The 17770-nt window shown below is 71.6% G+C and carries 19 protein-coding genes; 10 read left to right on the forward strand and 9 right to left on the reverse strand.

Going from position 1 to position 17770, the window contains the following annotated elements; translation table 11 throughout:
* Nucleotides 1–16: 16 nt before the first annotated feature.
* The 3 genes from KBX26_RS01180 to KBX26_RS01190 all read left to right on the forward strand — a co-directional run bounded on the left by KBX26_RS01180 (nt 17) and on the right by KBX26_RS01190 (nt 3471).
* Nucleotides 17–1228 (forward strand): Dyp-type peroxidase, encoded by a 1212-nt coding sequence (locus KBX26_RS01180; protein WP_210864468.1) that lies wholly within the window; start codon nt 17–19, stop codon nt 1226–1228.
* A complete protein-coding gene (locus KBX26_RS01185) occupies nt 1225–1788 on the forward strand; it encodes a copper resistance CopC family protein (protein ID WP_210864469.1) in 564 nt (187 codons plus the stop codon). Before KBX26_RS01180 ends, KBX26_RS01185 begins: the two co-directional genes overlap by 4 nt.
* A 207-nt stretch (nt 1789–1995) precedes the next feature.
* Complete coding sequence (locus KBX26_RS01190) at nt 1996–3471, forward strand: PepSY domain-containing protein (protein ID WP_210864470.1); 1476 nt, start codon at nt 1996–1998, stop codon at nt 3469–3471.
* 51 nt (nt 3472–3522) lie between these two features.
* On the opposite strand, the gene KBX26_RS01195 is transcribed toward KBX26_RS01190, so the two are convergent.
* Together KBX26_RS01195 and KBX26_RS01200 are read right to left on the reverse strand one after the other, a co-directional pair.
* Complete coding sequence (locus tag KBX26_RS01195; protein ID WP_030330550.1) at nt 3523–4656, reverse strand: oxalate decarboxylase family bicupin; 1134 nt, start codon at nt 4654–4656, stop codon at nt 3523–3525.
* A 13-nt stretch (nt 4657–4669) separates the two neighbouring features.
* A complete protein-coding gene (locus tag KBX26_RS01200; RefSeq protein WP_210860947.1) occupies nt 4670–4930 on the reverse strand; it encodes a hypothetical protein in 261 nt (86 codons plus the stop codon).
* Nucleotides 4931–5128: 198 nt separating this feature from the next.
* On the opposite strand from KBX26_RS01200, the gene KBX26_RS01205 reads away from it, so the two are divergent.
* Together KBX26_RS01205 and KBX26_RS01210 are read left to right on the forward strand one after the other, a co-directional pair.
* Nucleotides 5129–6703 (forward strand): helix-turn-helix transcriptional regulator, encoded by a 1575-nt coding sequence (locus tag KBX26_RS01205; protein WP_210864471.1) that lies wholly within the window; start codon nt 5129–5131, stop codon nt 6701–6703.
* Nucleotides 6704–6710: 7 nt separating this feature from the next.
* Nucleotides 6711–7538 (forward strand): GNAT family N-acetyltransferase, encoded by an 828-nt coding sequence (locus KBX26_RS01210; protein WP_210864472.1) that lies wholly within the window; start codon nt 6711–6713, stop codon nt 7536–7538.
* Nucleotides 7539–7605: 67 nt separating this feature from the next.
* Here KBX26_RS01210 and KBX26_RS01215 read toward each other — a convergent pair whose 3' ends face one another.
* The 3 genes from KBX26_RS01215 to KBX26_RS01225 all read right to left on the reverse strand — a co-directional run bounded on the left by KBX26_RS01215 (nt 7606) and on the right by KBX26_RS01225 (nt 10146).
* On the reverse strand, nt 7606–8235 hold the full coding sequence (locus tag KBX26_RS01215; RefSeq protein ID WP_210864473.1) for a VOC family protein: 630 nt from the start codon (nt 8233–8235) through the stop codon (nt 7606–7608).
* 64 nt (nt 8236–8299) lie between these two features.
* On the reverse strand, nt 8300–9490 hold the full coding sequence (locus tag KBX26_RS01220) for an MFS transporter (RefSeq protein WP_210864474.1): 1191 nt from the start codon (nt 9488–9490) through the stop codon (nt 8300–8302).
* Nucleotides 9491–9666: 176 nt separating this feature from the next.
* Nucleotides 9667–10146, reverse strand: a complete 480-nt coding sequence (locus tag KBX26_RS01225; protein WP_247676301.1) for a MarR family winged helix-turn-helix transcriptional regulator — start codon at nt 10144–10146, stop codon at nt 9667–9669.
* An 86-nt stretch (nt 10147–10232) separates the two neighbouring features.
* On the opposite strand from KBX26_RS01225, the gene KBX26_RS01230 reads away from it, so the two are divergent.
* Nucleotides 10233–11078, forward strand: a complete 846-nt coding sequence (locus tag KBX26_RS01230; RefSeq protein ID WP_210864475.1) for an NAD(P)H-binding protein — start codon at nt 10233–10235, stop codon at nt 11076–11078.
* Between the two features lie 86 nt (nt 11079–11164).
* On the opposite strand, the gene KBX26_RS01235 is transcribed toward KBX26_RS01230, so the two are convergent.
* Nucleotides 11165–12220: a GlxA family transcriptional regulator gene (locus KBX26_RS01235; protein ID WP_081883773.1), complete on the reverse strand. Its 1056-nt coding sequence runs from the start codon at nt 12218–12220 to the stop codon at nt 11165–11167.
* A gap of 87 nt (nt 12221–12307) precedes the next feature.
* On the opposite strand from KBX26_RS01235, the gene KBX26_RS01240 reads away from it, so the two are divergent.
* Nucleotides 12308–12949, forward strand: a complete 642-nt coding sequence (locus KBX26_RS01240; protein ID WP_030330566.1) for an HD domain-containing protein — start codon at nt 12308–12310, stop codon at nt 12947–12949.
* Nucleotides 12950–12952: 3 nt separating this feature from the next.
* Here KBX26_RS01240 and KBX26_RS01245 read toward each other — a convergent pair whose 3' ends face one another.
* Together KBX26_RS01245 and KBX26_RS01250 are read right to left on the reverse strand one after the other, a co-directional pair.
* A complete protein-coding gene (locus KBX26_RS01245; protein ID WP_210864476.1) occupies nt 12953–13837 on the reverse strand; it encodes a pyridoxal-phosphate dependent enzyme in 885 nt (294 codons plus the stop codon).
* 69 nt (nt 13838–13906) lie between these two features.
* Complete coding sequence (locus tag KBX26_RS01250; protein ID WP_030330569.1) at nt 13907–14434, reverse strand: hypothetical protein; 528 nt, start codon at nt 14432–14434, stop codon at nt 13907–13909.
* A 119-nt stretch (nt 14435–14553) separates the two neighbouring features.
* On the opposite strand from KBX26_RS01250, the gene KBX26_RS01255 reads away from it, so the two are divergent.
* From KBX26_RS01255 to KBX26_RS01265, 3 genes are read left to right on the forward strand one after another with little or no spacing between them, the layout of a single operon-like run.
* Nucleotides 14554–15123: an STAS domain-containing protein gene (locus tag KBX26_RS01255; RefSeq protein WP_081883774.1), complete on the forward strand. Its 570-nt coding sequence runs from the start codon at nt 14554–14556 to the stop codon at nt 15121–15123.
* Nucleotides 15124–15158: 35 nt separating this feature from the next.
* On the forward strand, nt 15159–16373 hold the full coding sequence (locus KBX26_RS01260) for a hypothetical protein (protein ID WP_210864477.1): 1215 nt from the start codon (nt 15159–15161) through the stop codon (nt 16371–16373).
* Nucleotides 16366–16947 carry a hemerythrin domain-containing protein gene (locus KBX26_RS01265; protein ID WP_210864478.1) on the forward strand — a complete coding sequence of 194 codons (582 nt, stop codon included), beginning with the start codon at nt 16366–16368 and terminating at the stop codon, nt 16945–16947. Before KBX26_RS01260 ends, KBX26_RS01265 begins: the two co-directional genes overlap by 8 nt.
* Before the next feature lie 61 nt (nt 16948–17008).
* On the opposite strand, the gene KBX26_RS01270 is transcribed toward KBX26_RS01265, so the two are convergent.
* Nucleotides 17009–17722, reverse strand: coding sequence for a GAF and ANTAR domain-containing protein (locus KBX26_RS01270; protein ID WP_210864696.1), 714 nt, complete (start codon nt 17720–17722; stop codon nt 17009–17011).
* Nucleotides 17723–17770: the final 48 nt, after the last annotated feature.

The following is a 17770-nucleotide window of genomic DNA, read 5'->3' on the forward strand; positions in this document are numbered from 1 at the left end:
GCCACGTGTGCGGCCGGTGAGCAGGCGCGGCCTGCTCACCGGCGGAGCCCTGGCCGCCGGAGGGGCTCTGGCCGGCGGTGCCGCCATCGCCACGACTCGCACCGATGGCGGGCCACCACGGGCCGCCGCCGACGCCACGGCGGCGGTGGCGGCCGTCGGCGGCCTGGTCGAGCCGTTCCACGGCGCCCGGCAGGCCGGGGTGGCCACCGAACCGCAGGCGCACGCGTCGTTCGTGGCGCTCACGCTGCGGGCCGGCGTCGACCGGGCCGCGCTGGGCCGGATGTTGCGGTTGCTCACCGACGACGCCGCCCGACTCACCCAGGGCCGGCCCGCGCTGGCCGACACCGAGGCCGAACTGGGGCTGCTGCCGGCACGGCTGACAGTGACCATCGGCTTCGGGCCCGGCCTCTACCGGGCGGCCGGCGTCGACGACCGCCGGCCGGCATCGGTCACCGACCTGCCGTCGTTCCGCATCGACCGGCTCCAGCCGGCCTGGTCCGGCGGGGACCTGCTGCTCCAGATCTGCGCTGACGACGCGATCACCGTGGCCCACGCCCAGCGGGTCCTGATCAAGGACAGCCGGCCGTTCGCCACGGTGCGGTGGGTCCAGCAGGGCTTCCGGCGCAGCCCCGGTGTCGAGCCGGGTGGCCACACCCAACGCAACCTGTTCGGTCAGCTCGACGGCACCGCCAACCCGCGGCCCGGCGCGCCCATGGACACCGCGCTCTGGGTGCCGGACGGCCCGGCGTGGCTGCGCGACAGCACCACCGTGGTGGTGCGGCGGATCAGCATGAACATGGAAACCTGGGACCTGCTCGGCCGGGCCGACCGCGAACTCGCCGTCGGGCGGCGGCTCGACACCGGTGCCCCGCTCACCGGCACCGCCGAGCATGACGAACCCGACTTCGCCGCCACCGATCCGGACGGGCTCACCGTCATCCCCGACTTCTCGCACCTGACCCGCGCCCACGTCACCGACGACCGGCTGAAGATCCTCCGCCGGCCGTACAACTACGACGGGGTGCCGACGGCGGACGGTCACGCGGACAGCGGCCTGATCTTCACGTCGTACCAGGCTGACATCGCCCGGCAGTTCCTGCCCATCCAGCGCCGGCTGGCAGACCGGGACCTGCTCAACGAGTGGACCACGCCGATCGGCTCCGCGGTCTTCGCCATCCCGCCCGGATGTCCACCGGGCGGTTGGATCGGCGAGCAGGTGCTCGGATGACCAGGTCGCCGTCGCGCCCCACCGCCGTCCGGCTCGGCGCGGCGGTGCTCGCCGTCCTCGTGGCGGTGCTCATCCCGGCCGGCCCGGCCTGGGCGCACAACTCGCTCCGGGCGGCCACGCCCGCCCGGGACGCGACACTGTCGAGCGCACCGACCGAGGTCACGCTGGAAGTCATGCGGCGGCTCGACCCCACCTTCACCACGATCGTGCTCACCGACGCCGCCAAGCGGAAGCTTCCCACCGGCGAACCGGTGGTCACCGGGGCGACGAGCACGGTCCGGGTGACAGACACCCTGCCGAACGGGACCTACACGGTCGCCTACCGGGTCGTCTCCGTCGACGGGCACCCGGTGCAGGGGTCGTACCCATTCACGGTGGCCGATCCCTCGTCCAGCGCCGCGCCGGTTGCCAACCTCAGCGCGTCAGCGCCCGCCCCAGCCGCCGCCGGCGCGGAGTCCGACGACGGCCCGAGCGGTGTGCTCGTGGCGGGGGCCGCGCTGGCCCTCGTCGTCCTGGTGACGGCCGTTGGGCGGCGGTGGCGACGGACGGTGCGGCGCTGATCAGACGGTGACCCGCTCCACAGTGGGGCGGACCGGCAGCGACGCACACCGCACGGCCCGGACCGAACGGCCCGGCCTTGTACGTCTCCGGGAACCGGCGGCGTCACTCCCCCGACTACCGGTCAGGGCCGACGCGACACCTCACCGGGCGACCAGACCAGTACGGGAAACACCTTCGTGCTTCCCGACTCTTCCGATCGGATCACCATGTCTCTCACCGAACTGTCCGGCACGCCGCAGCCGGAACCCCCCATCACCGCCGAGAAACCGGCCCGAGCCGCCCGGCGTACGTCGCCGTTCGGTGCGCTGCTGCTGCGGCTGCACTTCTACGCCGGCATCCTCGTCGCCCCGTTCCTGGTGGTCGCCGCACTGACCGGCCTGGCCTACACCACAGCACCGCAGCTCGACGCGATCCTCTACGGCAACCAGCTCACCGTCGCCGAGGTGGGTGAGCGTCAGCTGCCACTGGCCGAACAGATCGGGGCGGCCCGCAACGCGCACCCCGACGGCAGCATCACCACCGTGCAACCCGGCGACGGCGACCGGACCACGAAGGTGGTGTTCTCTCTGCCCGAGCTTGGCGAGAAGCAGCACACCGTCTACATCGACCCGTACACCGCCGAGTCCCAGGGCCAGCTCACCACCTGGTTCGGGTCCACGCCGGCCGTCACCTGGCTGGACGACCTGCACCGCCACCTGCACCTGGGCACGGTCGGCGAGCACTACTCCGAGCTGGCCGCGAGCTGGCTGTGGGTGATGGCGCTCGGCGGGGTCATCCTCTGGTGGCGTCGACGCGGCGCCGCCCGAGCCGCAGCCCGGCATCTGCTCGTGCCGGACCTGTCCACGGGTAAGGGTGTTCGTCGTACCCGAGGGTGGCACGCCACCACCGGCATCTGGCTCACCGTCGGTCTCCTCTTCCTCTCGGTCACCGGTCTGACGTGGTCCCGCTACGCCGGTGCGAACTTCGCCGACGGCGTGGACGCGGTGAACGCCCGCACCCCGGAGATCTCCACCAGCCTCACGGCCGGGCCCACCGCCCCTGCCGAGACCGGCGGGGGTCACGAGCACGGTGCCGCCGGGGCTGGCGGGGTCGTCGAGTCGGCGGCGTTCGACCGGGTCCTGGGCGTCGCTCGCGACGCGGGCCTCTCCGGTCCCGTCGAGATCACCCCCGCGCCGGAGCCGGGTTCCGCCTGGACTGTCACGCAGGTCGACAACACCTGGCCGGTCAACAAGGACCGCATCGCCGTCGACCCGGCCACCGGCGCGGTGACCGCCCGCAGCGACTTCGCCGACTGGCCCCTGCTGGCCAAACTGAGCGGCCTCGGCATCCAGGCCCACATGGGGATCCTCTTCGGCCTGGTCAACCAGATCCTGCTCGCCGCGCTCGCGCTCGGGCTGCTCTGCGTCATCTTCTGGGGTTACCGCATGTGGTGGCAGCGTCGACCCACCCGCGCCGACCGCCGCGCCCTCGCCGGCACCCCGCCAGCGCGCGGCGGTGTACGCGGTCTGCCGCTCTGGGCGTTGCTGATCGGCGTACCGGTGACCGTGGCGATCGGCTGGGCGCTCCCGCTGTTCGGGATCACAGTGCTCGCCTTCCTCGTCATCGACGTGGTGGTGGGGGCGGTGTCCCGACGCCGACGACCTGCCGCGACTCCTGTCTCCCCGGCACCCGCGGGGCGCTGATCCACCGGTCCGGCCGTCCGTCGGGTGACGGACGGCCGGACGCGAAGACGCTCAGATCACCACCTGTTTGGTGTTCGGCAGACTGTCCACGATCGACGTCGACACGTTGATCGTGTCGGCGATGATCTCGTGGGGCGTGTTGGCCATCCACTGCATCACCGAGATGTCCTCGAACCGGGGATGGCGGAACATCTCCAGGAACACCAGCGGCTCGTCACCGGTGTTCTCGATGTAGTGGCCGTAGGCGAAGGGCACGTACCCCACGTCGCCGGCCTGGAAGTCGAACGTCCGGGCGGCAGCCTGCGCGGCGAACACGCCCATCCGTGCGGTGCCGGAGATGTAGTACTGCCACTCGTCGGTGGTGGGGTGCCAGTGCAGTTCGCGCATCCCACCCGGCTCGACCTCCACCAGTGCCGCGGCCGTGGTCACGGAGGCGGCGAAGTTGGTCGAGTCGGTGATCCGGACGGTTCCGCCGCGGAAACGCTGCGGGGTCTGGGCGAGCATCCGGTGCTTGAAGCTTCGGGGGATGTCGCCGGTCGGGCTGACCACCCGGTCCTGTTGCAGTGGTGGTGGGACGTCGCCCTGGAAGATGTACTTCTCCCGCTCGGGCAGGTTCTCCATCTGTTCCGGCGTCCAGCCGAAGTTCTTGGCCAGCACGTGCCGGGGGGTGTGCGCGAAGAAGTCGCTGAGCAGGAACGTGTTGTTCTCCGAGAACGCGCCGTCGTCGAAGACCAGCAGGAACTGCGCGCCGTCCTGCAACGCCTGGATGTTGTGCGGCACACCCTGCGGAAAGAACCACAGGTCGCCCGCCTTCACGTCCTCGATGAAGTTGCGTCCCTCGTGGTCGACGGCGCTGATCCGGCAGCTTCCGCTGAGCATGTACGCCCACTCCGACTGCTGGTGCCAGTGGATCTCCCGGTACGCGCCCGGTTCGAGACCGAACTGGACGCCGGCCAACTGGGTGGCGATCGGGAGGTCGCGGCTGGTGACCTCCCGGGTCCAGCCGCCCTTCTCCACCCGGGTGTGCGCCTGTGAAAACGAGAACTTGAGGTTGGGCACCAACCGGCTGTCGGTGGTGGGCGGAACCACAAGGTCCGGGTTCTGCCGCTCAAGCGCGACGTTGCGGCCCGCGAAGGGCGGTGCGCCCTGGTCGCCGCGCCTCGGTTCGGGATCACTGTCGGCCATGATCGCTGTCTCCTCACTCGGGTTGGACCGGCTCGGGCGCGGGAACGGATCCGCCACGCAGCCGCAGCCGCGACGAGATCCCCAGCAGGGCACGCACTCCGGGCCGGCCGTGCTGGATCGCGATCGCGACCGGGATCGCCACCGCGATCGCCGTCAGCACCAGACGGGTCCACGCCGGAGCGTGACCACCCACCCCGGTGCCGGCATAGACGACGAACATCAGCAGCACGACCCGGAGCCGAGGCAGACCGGGAGGGTCGGTGAGCGGGGCCATGGTTCGATGATCGGCGCGGAACACCGACCGTCGCATCACGTGATCGCGCCATTACCGCACACCAGTTCCCGGACGGCACGGGCCATTCGACGCAATCCCGCCGGTTCGGCGATCCGGTCTCCCGTACGTGCCGGCGTGGCTAGGCTCGGTCGCAGGACGGCATTTCGACGCGCCGGGTAACAACCGGGGAGAACGCCATTGTCCGAATCATCCTTCAGCTCCGGAACGCTCTCGGCCGACGACATCACCACCGAGCAACGACGGCACCGGCTCTTCGAGGCCGCGGACCAGCTCCGGCTCGCCGGGCGCGGGACGGAGGCGCTCCACATCCTGGCGGCCGAGGTCGCGACGAGCCGCGGCGGCGAGCCGCACCGCACCCTGGTGCTCGGTCGGGTGGCGCGGACCGTCGCACTGGAACAGCCGACCATCGCCCTCACCGGCCTGCGGGAGGCACTGAACCTCCGGCTGGACGCCCGCAGCCGCGCCACGGTGCTCGCCCTGGTCGCCACGGTCGCGGCCCGCACGGGTCATCCGGACACCGACGCCCTGCTGCGCGACGCGGGCACCGCGCACGCCGCGTCGGGTGACCAGTCGTCCGCTCGCCATCTCGCCCTCGGCCGGGCCGCCCGCTCGCTCGCGCACGGTGACCTGCCGGGCGCCCAGGCCGTGCTGGCGGCCCTGGATCCGAACTCCTGGTCGGCCCGCGCCGACGCCCCGTCCATCCGGGCCGAACGGATCCTCGTCGCGCTCGGCCTGGGCCGGCACCCGGACGCCCGGGCCGCCGCCCGCCAGGCGCCGGATGACGGCGACGGGCCGCTCACCGGGCTGACCGCGCTGGACTGCCTGCGCATGGTGGCGGTGGGCGAGTTGCCCGAGGCGGCCGCGCTGGCCGTCACGACGCTCAGCTCCGGCTCGGCGGACCTCAGCAGAGAGGTGCGCGCCCTGCTGGTTGCGGTGATCGGTGAGGTCCGCTACCGCCGTGGCGAGCACGACGCCGCCCGCGCCATCCTGCGCACCTGCCTCGCCGAGGACCGCTGGCCCGACCGGACGATGTGGAGCCCGGCGTTCTGCGTGGCAGCCCGCGACCCGGCCGTGAGCACGCCGGCGGGCCTGCTCACCAGGGTCGTCGCCGACCTGCACCGCTCGGTCCGGCCGCTGCTGCCGGTGCCGCACTTCGGTCCCCGGCTGGTACGCGCGGCGGTGGCCACCGGCGACACCCGAGCCGCCCGCCGGGTCACCGAACTGGTCGAGCTGGTGTCCACCCGTACGCCGGTGCCGCTGTGGCGCGCGCTGGCCGACCAGAGCCGGGGGTTGCGCGACGGCGACCCGGACGCGCTCCGGTCGGCGGTCGACCAACTGCGCACCACCGCCGCCCGGCCGGCGCTGGCCGACGCGCTGCTCGACCTGGCGAACAACCCTCGGCTGCGCCCCGGGGAGGCGCGCGACGCCGCGCACGAGGCTGCTGCCCTCTACGCCCGGATCGGCGCCCCCGGCGACCAGACGATTGCCGACCGGCGCTGCGCCGACCTCAGCGGCACCCCGCGGCACCGGCCGTCGATCGACGAGCCGCCCGGTGGGGGCCTCGACGCGCTCACCCCCGCCGAGGAGCGGGTCGCCGAGATGCTCGCCGCCGGCGCCACGAAGAAGGAGGCGGCCAGGAGCCTCTTCGTCTCCTTCCACACCGTGGACACCCAGCTCCGGTCCATATATCACAAGCTCGGTATCAACAACCGGATGCAGCTGGTGCGGGCCTGGGAGAGGACCAGACGATAATCGGCTGGTGACAGCGCCAGCCGACCTGACCCCACTCGCCGAAGCCGTGGAGTGCGAATTCATGCACTCGTACGAGTCACAGGCACCCGCACCCACGTACACCGATCTCGGGATCGCCACCACCCGCGTCGGCGGCGGTGTCGCCCTCGGCATGCGCAACGATCCGTCCGGCGGGTACTGGAGTAAGGCCCTGGGCTTCGGCACCACCGAGCCGTTCACCGTGCAGGTCCTGGATGACGTCCTCGACTTCTACCGGGAGCACGGCATCGGTCAGGCCGTCATCCAGCTCATTCCGTCGGTAGTGCCCGCCGGCTTCGACGAGGTGGCCGCCGCGCGCGGGCTCACGCCGGGCAGCACCTGGATCAAGCTCGCCGCCCGGCCCGAGGACGTCACCGCCGGACGGACCCGCCTGCGGGTCGGCCCGGTGCCCACCACCGAGGCGCGGCGCTGGGCCGATGTGCTGCTCACCGGGTTCGGCATGCCGACCGGTGGGCTCACCGACATGGTGGCCGCGACGGTCGGCCAGCCGGCGTGGCGACCCTGTGCGGCGTGGGACGGCGGTGAGCTGGTGGCGGGCGCCAACCTGTTCCTGCACGGCGAGGCCGCGGCGCTCAACGCCGCCGCGACGGCCTCCGGTCACCGCGGCCTCGGGGCGCAGTCGGCGCTGATCACCGCCCGCGCCCAGGCCGCCGTCGAGGCGGGATGCCGGTGGCTGTTCGCCGAGACCGGCAAGCCCGCTCCCGGTCAGCAGAACCCGTCGCTGAACAACCTGCGCCGGGCCGGGCTGGTGCCCCTCTACGAACGCCGCAACTGGGTGTGGCGAGCGGCGTCCTGAGCCCGCCCGGGGCCGTGGTGAGCAGCTGTGCGCCGGCCTCGGCCCCGAATCCGTCGTCGGTCAGGGCTCACTCGGGCGGTGTGGCCCCCGACTGTTCGCTGACCATGTACGCCGCGTACCAGTCGGGCCAGCTGTCGTCCCGTTCCCCGGTACGTTTCTCGTGCTCGTCGTGTGCGGCGGCCGCGCGCCGCATCGCGTCCGCCAGGTCGCTCACCGAGCCGAACGACGTCAGCCCGCCCTCGATGCGCCCGGGAAGCCTGGTCGTGATCTCCTGAATCAGCCAGGTGTTGCCGTCCGGGTCGCGCAGTGTGGCGCGCGAGAAGTAGCTGCGTCGCTGCGGGTCCGGCCCGTCGACCGGGCCGTCCGGGGTGACGTGGAAGACGTCGCCGACCTCGATGCCGGCGGCGACGAGGTCGGCGCGGGCCGCCTCGACGTCGGAAACGACCAAATACGCCACTGCCGAGCCGGGTGCCGCCGGGGTGAGCCCGGGGCCGAACTGCACGGAGCACGCGGAGCCGTGCGGCGTCAACTGCACGATGCCGGGCGGGGTCTGGTCGAGCCGCCACCCCAGCCGTTGGTAGAACGCCTTTGCCCGTTCCACGTCCGAGACCGGGATGACGAGCACCTCGAGCTTGATGTCGAGGCTCTCGATCCGCGCCGCCGTGCTCGCGTCGGCCTGGGCAACCTTCGGGCTCATCGCTGTCCCCTTCCTGATCATCACGCTACTGTCCGCGTTCCCGCCCGATGCGGGCTTTCCGGTATCAGCCCGGCGCCATCCGGGTGGTCCTGCGTACCCCCACCAGGGCGACCAGGGCGAGGAGGATGACGGCGACGGAGTACTCGTCGGCGGTCCGCGGCAGGCCGCCGGCGTAGACCACGAGGAAGCCGGCGATGACCGTGGGGAGACCGAAGCCGACGTAGCAGATGACGTAGAGCACGGACAGCACGCTGGCGCGTTGGTGCGCCTCCACCAACGGCATGACGGTCTTGAGGCTGCCCTGGAAGCCGCTGCCGAAGCCGACTCCCCCGAGCGCGAGACCGACGAAGAAGCCCGGGACGGACTCCGCCATGATCGCTGCCAACGTGACGACCATGCCGAGGATGAGCGTGCTGATCCCGGTCAGGATCACCGTCCGGGCGGCGGCGTTGCGCTGGACCAGGACGGCGATCGACCCGAAGACGGCGAAGACGAAGAGGACCAGACCGCCGATCACGATCGACGTGTTCATGAGACTGCGGACGAGCGCCGGGCCGAGCGCGCCGAAGAACCCGGCGAGCGCCCAGACCGCGAAGAGCACCGGGACGACGGCCAGGACCGGCTGGCGTACCGCGTGGGGCAGCGTGATGTCCGGCCGGAGGCTGCGCCGGGCCCCGGCCAGCGGCGTGACAGTCTCCGGCATCAGCGCGACCCCGACGGCCTGGATCAGCAGGATCACGAGCAGGACGAGGTAGACCAGTCGCGTCGGCGCGGGCAGGAACTGGATGAGCAGCGCGGAGAGCAGCGCCCCGCTTCCGGTTCCGATGCCCGGGGCGAGCGAGTTCGCGAGGGTTCCCCGGGCCCGGTCGATGTCGAGCATGGCGGCGCCCACGGCCCCGGTGGCGGCACCGGCGGCCAGCCCCTGCACGAGGCGGGCGATCAGCAGGGCGGCGACGCCGTTGGCAAAGACGAAGACGACGAGCGCGAGGATCTGCACCGCGATCGCGACGGCCAGCACCGGCCGCCGGCCGAGGTGGTCGGAGAGCTTGCCGAAGACGAGCAGGGACGCCAGCACGGCGAGCGCGTAGACGGCGAACACCACTGTGGTCGTGACCGGCGAGAAGTGCCAGCGTTCCTGGTACACGCCGTAGAGCGGCGTCGGGGCCGCCGACGCGGCCAGGAACGACACCAGGATCGACGCGAGCAGCACCAGGGAGGCCGTCGGCGAGAGTCGGGCCCGCCCTGAGATCGACATGTCGGTGCTCCTCGGCTGCACGAAGACGGTCCGGCCTGGGCGTCGCGCCGGCCGCGCGGCCACGGCGGCGTACCCGGCCGGCACCGTCGTATGCCAGTTCGACCGGTTCGGCGCGGTCCGCCGCCGGGTGCGCCCGCCCCGAAAAGCGCCGGGGTACGACGTCGCGTGCCGCCGGTTCAGCCCTCGGGGTCCTGACCACCGGAGGGGAGGCTGGCCACGCCACGGCCCAGTGCGTCCCGGAAGTCGCGGTACCGGTCGGGGCCGAGCGTTTCGGCGAGGTTCTGCTCGATCAGGTGCACGACGGCGTCGGAGGCCGCCATGAAGCTGAGGCCCCGGTCCGTCGGCACGATCAGCTTCGCGCGGCGGTCGGCCGGGTCGGGCGTACGCCGGACGTAGCCCAGTCGCTCCAACTCGTCGAGGATCGCGCCCATCGTCTGCTTGTTGCGCCCGGCCAGCCGGGCCAGCTCGCCGGGGCGGGTGCCCTCGGCGTCGAGGTAGGCCAGCACCGCGCCGTGGCGGGGCCGGACGTCGTCGAAGCCCTGCTCGGCCGAACGTCGGAAGATCTCCCGCTGGACGCGGGCGGAGAGCTGCACGGCCAGGATCCCGAGGTCAGGGTCCTGCTCCTTCAGTGTGCTGCGCTTCATACTTTGGTCCAATCATTGGACTGTACAAGTTTTGGACTATATCGTCGCTGGCGGCGACCGATGATCCGACCTCGGTCCGCCTGACCGAGAGGATGACCATGACCATTCTGATAACCGGGGCAAACGGCACCGTGTCGCGGGAGGTGCTGCGGGAGTTGGCCGGCAAGCAGCCGGTCCGCGCGCTCGTACGGGACGCGGCACGTACGCCAGGTCTCGACGGAGTCGACTACGTCGTCGGCGACCTGGACCGCCCCACCACGCTGACCTCGGCGTTCGAGGGCGTGACGACGCTGTGGCTGCTGATGCCGATGGGTCCGCTCGCGCCGAGCCAGAGCATGAACGCGGTGTGGGCGGCCCGGCAGGCCGGCGTGCGGCACATCGTCCGGCTCTCCGCGATCGGCGCCGCGCACGACGCGCCGACCCGCAACGGCCGACTGCACGCGCTCTCCGACGCGGAGCTGCAGGAGTCGGGCATCGGGTGGACGATCCTGCGGCCGAGCCACTTCATGCAGAACCTGCTCGCCGCCAAGGCCGGTGAGCACCTCTTCGGGCTCTTCGGTGACGCCCGGGTCGGCCTGATCGACGCCCGGGACATCGCCGCCGCGGGAGCGGCGATCCTCGCCGCACCCGAGCAGCACCAGGGCATGATCTACACGCCCACCGGCCCGGAGAGCACCACGCTGGACCAGGCGGCGGACGAGATGGCCCGTACGCTCGGCCAGCCGGTGCGCTACGTGCCGCAGAGCCCGGAACAGACGCGCGACGGCCTGCTCCAGGCCGGCCTCGACCACTGGTCGGCCGAGGTCCTCGCCGAGTACCGGGTCGCCTACGGTTCGGGGTGGGGTGACTTCACCAACGACCATGTCGAGCGGATCGTCGGGCGGCAGCCACGGACCTTCGCCGAGTTCGTCAGCGATCACCGCGAGCAGTTCGCGAGCCTCTGACCCGTCGACAGCTCGACACGGGTGCCCTCCGGCGCGATCGCACCGGAGGGCACCGGGCTCGGGCGCACCGGACGGTGGTGCGCGGGTCAGTGCTCCGGCCGGCCCCCGTCATCCGGCACCGTCGTCGAGTCCCGCTCGGTCGTTCGGAAGCGCTGCTGGTAGGCGCGGGGCGACACCCCCACCCGGGCGAGGAACATCCGGCGCAACGTCTCCGGGCTGCCGATGCCGACCTGTCGGGCGGAGGCGGTGACCGACTTCCCCGCGTGCAGCAACCGGATGGCCGCGTCGACCCGCACGCCCTCCACGTACTTGCTGGGGCTGCTGCCCAGCTCCTGCCGGAACATCCGGGAGAGGTGACGGGGGCTCACGTGCGCCCGGGCGGCGAGGGCCGGCACCGAATGGTCGTCGGCCGGGTCGGCTGCCACCGCGTCGATCACCTGCCGCAGCACCGGAGTGCGGGGTCGGGGCAGGGCGAGCGACGGCGAGAACTGCGACTGGCCGCCCGGCCGTTGCAGGAAGACGACGAGCGACTGGGCCACCGACCGGGCGATCTCCGCACCATGGTCACGCTCCACCAGGGCGAGCGCGAGGTCGATGCCGGCGGACACGCCGGCGGAGGTGAAGATCGTCCCGTCCCGTACGAAGATCGCGTCGCTCTCGACGTGGACCTGCGGGAAGGCGGCGGACAGCAACCGGGCGTGCTGCCAGTGCGTCGTCGCCCGCCGACCGTCCAGCAGGCCGGCGGCGGCCAGGACGAAGGCGCCGGTGCAGACCGCGGCGGTGCGTCCGGCGGTGCGGGACAGCGTGGCGGCGGCGGCGGTGAGGTCGGCACTGATCGGGCGCACCGCCAACGCGTCGCCGCCGACCACGAGGGCGGTTCCGACGTCGGTCGCCGCGTCGACCGCGCCGTCGACCTGAACGAGTAGACCCGTCGAGGCACGGACGGCGGCGCCGTCACCGGAGCGCACCTCCAGCTCGTAGCGCGCGCCGAACTTGGCGGCCTCGGCGAAGACCTCGAACGGTCCGGCGAGGTCCAGCATCGTCATTCCGTCGAAGACCAGGGCGGTGACCCGGTGCACCCCTGCCGTCGCGCTACCCACCCGCCGACCCCCTCCGGTGATGTCCTGATCTGAGGGAAGCATGGCAGACAGGACAGGGCGGCTGACCGGTCCAGCGGGTGACGCTTGACGCACCGGAGCCCGGCCGGGCTCCCGACCGACAGGACAGTGATGAGCCACACAACGATCGCCGGCGTCCGGATCCCCGACTCGCGGCTCGCCACCGACGCCACCGAACTCGTCCGCGAGGCCACCGACGACCTGCTGTTCCATCACTCGCGGCGGGTCTTCCTCTTCGGCACATTGCAGGGTCGGCGGCTCGGCCTGACGGCCGACCCCGAACTGCTCTACGTGGGAGCGATGTTCCACGACCTGGGACTGACCGAACGCTACCGCCGCGACGATCAGCGCTTCGAACTCGACGGCGCCGACGAGGCACGCCGCTTCCTGCTGTCGAACGGCATCGGCGAACACGAGGCCCGGCTCGTCTGGGAGGGGATCGCCCTGCACACCACCCCCGAGGTTCCGTACCGGCTGGAGCCCGAGGTCGCCCTGGTCACCGCGGGCGTCGAGACCGACGTGCTCGGAATCGGCTACCACGAGTTGACCCCGGCCGACATCGCGGCGGTCACCGCCGCACACCCGCGGCCGAACTTCAAGCGGGCCATCGTCGACGCCTTCGCCGCTGGTTTCCGGCACCGGCCGGACACCACCTTCGGGACCGTCAACGGCGACGTGCTGGAGCACCGGGTGCCGGGCTACCGCCACATCGACTTCGTCCGGGTCATCGAGGACTCCGCCTGGCCCGAATGACCCCTACAGCTCGGGGTGGCCGAAGAGTCCGGGTAGCCCGCCGGTGTGCACGAAGACGAGCCGGTCGCCGCGCGGGAAGCTGCCGGCCAGCAGCGCCGCCATCGCCCGACCGGTGTACGTCGGGTCCAGGAAGATCCCCTCCGTACCGGCGGTGATCTCCAGCGCCGCCCGCACGGCGTCGGTCAACGTGCGATACCCGGCACCCACCTGCGAGCCGTCGATCCGCAGCGCGTTTGGCTCGACCTCGCCGACGAGCAGCCCGGCGACTGTCGCCCGGGGGTCCGGCACGGCACCGACGTCAACGCCGATCACCCGCTGCGCGCCCAACTCCCGCACCAGGCCGGCCATCGACCCGCCGGAGCCGAGCGCCACCACGACCTCGGCCCCGTCGATGGCCGGCAGTTGGGTACGCAGCTCCCGAGCACAGTCCACGTATGCCTGGACCGACTCCGTGGAGGTGCCGCCGAACGGGATGACGTACGCCGAGCGTCGCTCCGCCTCGACCGCCACCACCTCGGCGAGCGGCCGGTCCCCGGCCCAGACGATCTGCGCCCCGGCGAGCGCGTCGAGCAGCAGATTTCCTCGTGGGGTCGGCGGGGGCGGGCCGGCGAGCACCAGCACGCAGGAGAGGCCGAGCCGCGCGGCCGCGGCCGCGGTGAGCCGGGCGTGGTTGCTCTGCGGCGCACCCGAGGTGATCACCGTGCCGGCGCCGACGGCGATCGCCTGCGCGCAGGTGTACTGGAGCTTACGGATCTTGTTGCCGCCGCCACCGAGGCCGGTGAGATCGTCACGTTTGAACCAGAGCTCGGCCAGCCCCAGCCGGGCGGCGAGCCGGGGCGCGGCCTCCACCGGCGTGGGCCACGTGCCGAGAGGAACGGGTGGGATCATCCGTGCAGCTAAGCACCCCACGGCCCGACTCGCAGCTTCCTGGCTGCGCGCGGCTCCTGCGTGGCGCGGCTAGGCCCGACGTGCCGCCACCCGATCCAGCGGACCGACGTCCGCGTGGCGACCGGGGCGCAGCGCCGCGTGTCGTTGCCCGGGGCCTGCCCCGTCGCGAGCGGCGAGCGCGTCGGCCACCACACCGGTGGCGAACGCGTAGATGGACTTGTGCACGATGTCGATGGCGAGTTCGGGCCGGGGCCAGGTCAGCGGCGGCGCCCCGACGCCGGTGGCGTTCTCCAGGATCTGGTCGTTGCTCAGGCGCAGCGCGGTGAACATCGTTGAGGCCCAGACGCCGCGCAGCCCCGCCTGCGCCATGACGCTGCGCAGCACCCCGACCAGTACGCCCTGTCCGTAGTGCATGGTCAGGTTCTGCCAGCGGGGCTGGCGCCCTTCCGGCAGGCCGGTGAGCCTGGCCAGCACCTGGGCCGGCACGTAGGAGTCGGGGCGGCCGGTCACCCGCTGTTCGAGCTTCTCCGCGGCCGTCATCACCAGCGCTCCGGCCAGGCCCGCCACCAGTCCCTGCCACACCGCTCGCTTCAGCATGAGTCAGCCCTACCCGCCGGGCCGACGTCCACACCCGCGAGTCGTCGGCGGACGTCTCGGCCGGAGGCCAGTTGGTTTACCACCGTTCGGGGCGGGTACGGTGGCGGTTGGGTCAAGACATGCGCCCTCCAGTGGTCAGTCCTGTTCGTGCACGCGCACGACAGGTCGGCCACCCTCGTCGAGGGCGGAGAAAGCATGTGATCGACCAAACCCCCCTTTCCCGGCCGGTGTCACCTGACGTCCTGAATGATCAGGGCACCGTCCTGGTCGAGCCGATCCTGTCGCTGACGATGAGCCACGACGGCCCGGTCAGTGTGATCAGCGTCGTCGGCGAGATGGACATGAGCAACGCCCACCTCCTCATCGAGTTGGTGGAGCAGCTGTGCCGCGCCCCCACACCACGGATCGCCCTGAACCTGTCGGCAGTTCGCTTCCTCGGGGCCCACGGCATCAGCGCGCTGCTCCGGTCCGGTCAACTGGCCGCCCAGGCCGGGGGCCGGCTGACGCTGCGCGATCCCTCGCCGTTCGTTCTCCGTGTCCTCGGCGTGACCCGATTGCTGCGGCATCTCGAACGTGATGACACGTCGACCCCGACCGGTGCTCGCATCAGTGGCGTCGTCGCGCCGCCGCCCCGCCGTGCCGCACCGCCACATCAGCCCCTCAGCCCGTCCGTCGCCGACCAGCCCTAGACGCGCGGCGACAGTTCCCCCGATCAAGGAGAGACATGTTCAATCCACTGGACCACAAGGGAATTCCGCTCGAGAACCAACTCCGCAACTGGCGTGAGCTGAACGTCGAGCCGATCGATCCGGAGGCGGTCGACCCGTACACCCGGTGCCGGATCATCACCATGAACGGCATCGAGGTGGAGGCGATCAACTTCCAGCACCAGTTCGCCCGCAACTGTCCGGACCAGGAGGTCCGTCGGCAACTTGCCTATGTCCGGTACGTGGAGAGCCAGCAGCAGCGGGTGGTGAACTGGCTGCTGCCCGGTGTCGCCAGCGTGCTGGAGACGACGCTCGGCTACGAGCAGGTCGCCGTCGACCTCACCGCCTGGGTGGCCCGCCACGAGCCCGATCCCTACCTGAAGCAGGCGTACGAGTTCGGTGTGCTGGAGGACTTCGACCATCTGTACCGCTACGCCAACCTCTACGAGATGGTCGAGCGTCGTAAGGCGGAAAAGATCGTCGACGGGCTCACCGAGGTCATGCCGGGCCGGCCGACGGTGTTGGAGCACCGGCACCCGTTCGACGAGATCCGCACCCCCTACGACCGCAACTCGGTGGACCCGCGCTCGAAGCTGCACGCGCTGACGATCCTCTCGGCCGAGCAGCAGGTCATGTTCTACTACATGAACGTCGGCCCGCAGTACATGGAGCCGATCGCGCGCCAGCTCTACCAGGAGATCAGCCTGATCGAGCAGGAGCACGTCACCCACTACGAGTCACTGTTGGACCCGGGCGAGAACTGGTGGGAGCGGCTGCTCACCCACGAGTACAACGAGTGCTGGCTGTACTACTCCTTCCTCCAGCAGGAGAGCGACCCGCGGATCAAGGCGATCTGGGAGCTGCACCTGCAGATGGAGCTGGCCCACCTGCAGCAGGCCGCCGACCTGCTGCGCCGGCACGACGGCCGGGAGCCGGAGGAGATCGTCGGCAGTGTCGGTCTCCCCGAGCCGCTGACCTTCGAGCCCAACAAGGACTACCTGCGCCACCTGCTGGACACCCAGATGGACCTGACGAAGCTCGGCGAAGGCTACGTCCGCGAGGCCCACGAGCGTTTCGAGTGGATGCAGCAGCAACTGCACGACGGCCAGCAGCCGCCGAGCGAGCAGGTCATCGACCTGCATCGGGAACGCTTCGGCGACGAGTACCGCATCGAGACCGAGGGTCCACACCCGGTCGAGGCCCTGCGCACCAAGGGAGGAAGCCATGCCTGACGCCGGCACCCCGGCCACGCCAGGGCCCGAGGAGGACGTGGTAGACCTGCTGCTCGCCCAGCACGCCCAGATCGAACAGCTCTTCCTGCTGGTCATCGGCGGCACCGGCGACACCCAGCGGGACGCCTTCGACGATCTGGTCAAGCTCCTCGCCGCGCATGAGACCGCCGAGGAGGAGGTCATCCACCCGCTCGCCCGGACACTGCCGGGTGGGGGCGGTGACGCGATGGTCGACGACCGGCTCGACGAGGAACGGCAGGCGAAGGAGACCCTGCAAGCCCTGATCGAGGGTGGCGTCGACGCCGACGGGTTCGACACCGGCATCGTCCTGCTGCGCGAGGCGGTGCTCCTGCACGCCCGACACGAGGAGCGCTACGAGTTCCCCCAGCTTCGCCAGCACGTACCGGTCGATCGGCTCCGTAGCCTCGCCACGGCCGTTCGGGCGGCGGAGGCATCCGCGCCGACCCGGCCACATCCCAGCGCCCAGTCCGCGAAGGGCAACCTGGCCGCCGGCCCGGTGCTGGCGGTCGTCGACCGGGTACGCGACGCGGTGCGCAAGCCTTCGGAGAGCTGACCGGGATGACAGGGCCGCCCACCCCGTGTGGGCGGCCCTGCCCGCCGGCAACGGCCGATACTCACCCGCGGGTGTTACCCACCGTCTGGGCGACCAGCGCCTCCGCGACCTCGCGCACCTTCCGGTTGGTGTCCTGGGAGATCTTGGACAGCAGCGCGAACGCCTCCTCCGCCGAGCACCGCCGTCCCCCCATGATGATCCCTTTGGCCTGCTCGATCACCGCCCGATTCCGCATCGCCTCCTGCATCTGCGCCGCCAACGTGGCGGCGTTCTCGTACAGGTGGGCGTTGGCCAGCGCCACCGCCGCGTACGCGGCGAAGCCCTCGGCGCTGGCGATCGAGGATGGGTCGAACGCGTCCACCGAATCGCTGTAGACGTTGAGCGCACCGACGACCGACCCCTGGATCGGAAGCCCGATCGAGAGAGAGCTCTGCACGCCGGCGGCGCGAGCCCTCTCCGCCCAGGCCGGCCAGCGCTCCTCGGCGGCCATGTCCGGCACCGAGATGGTGTCACCGCTGGCGGAGGCGTCCAGGCACGGGCCCCGGTGCTGCTCGTACTGCCACTCGTCCAACTGACGGGCCAACTCGCCGGTGAACGCCCCGGTCCAACCGACCCGACCCCGTACCAGGGTGACCGTCACCTCCCTCGTCCCGGGAATGCTCCCTTTGGCGAGCTCGGCGATCCGAAGCAGCACGTCATCGAGGCTGACCTCGTCGAGTCTGACCCGGCCCAGTTCGGCCAACGCGTCGGCGGGGTCCTTCGTCGGCTGCGTCATCGCAGTGCCCTCCTCGGTCGGCATCCGTCGGAACGGGGGTTCCGGCAT

Source organism: Micromonospora sp. C97, assembly GCF_018070385.1.
GTDB lineage: Bacteria > Actinomycetota > Actinomycetes > Mycobacteriales > Micromonosporaceae > Micromonospora > Micromonospora parva.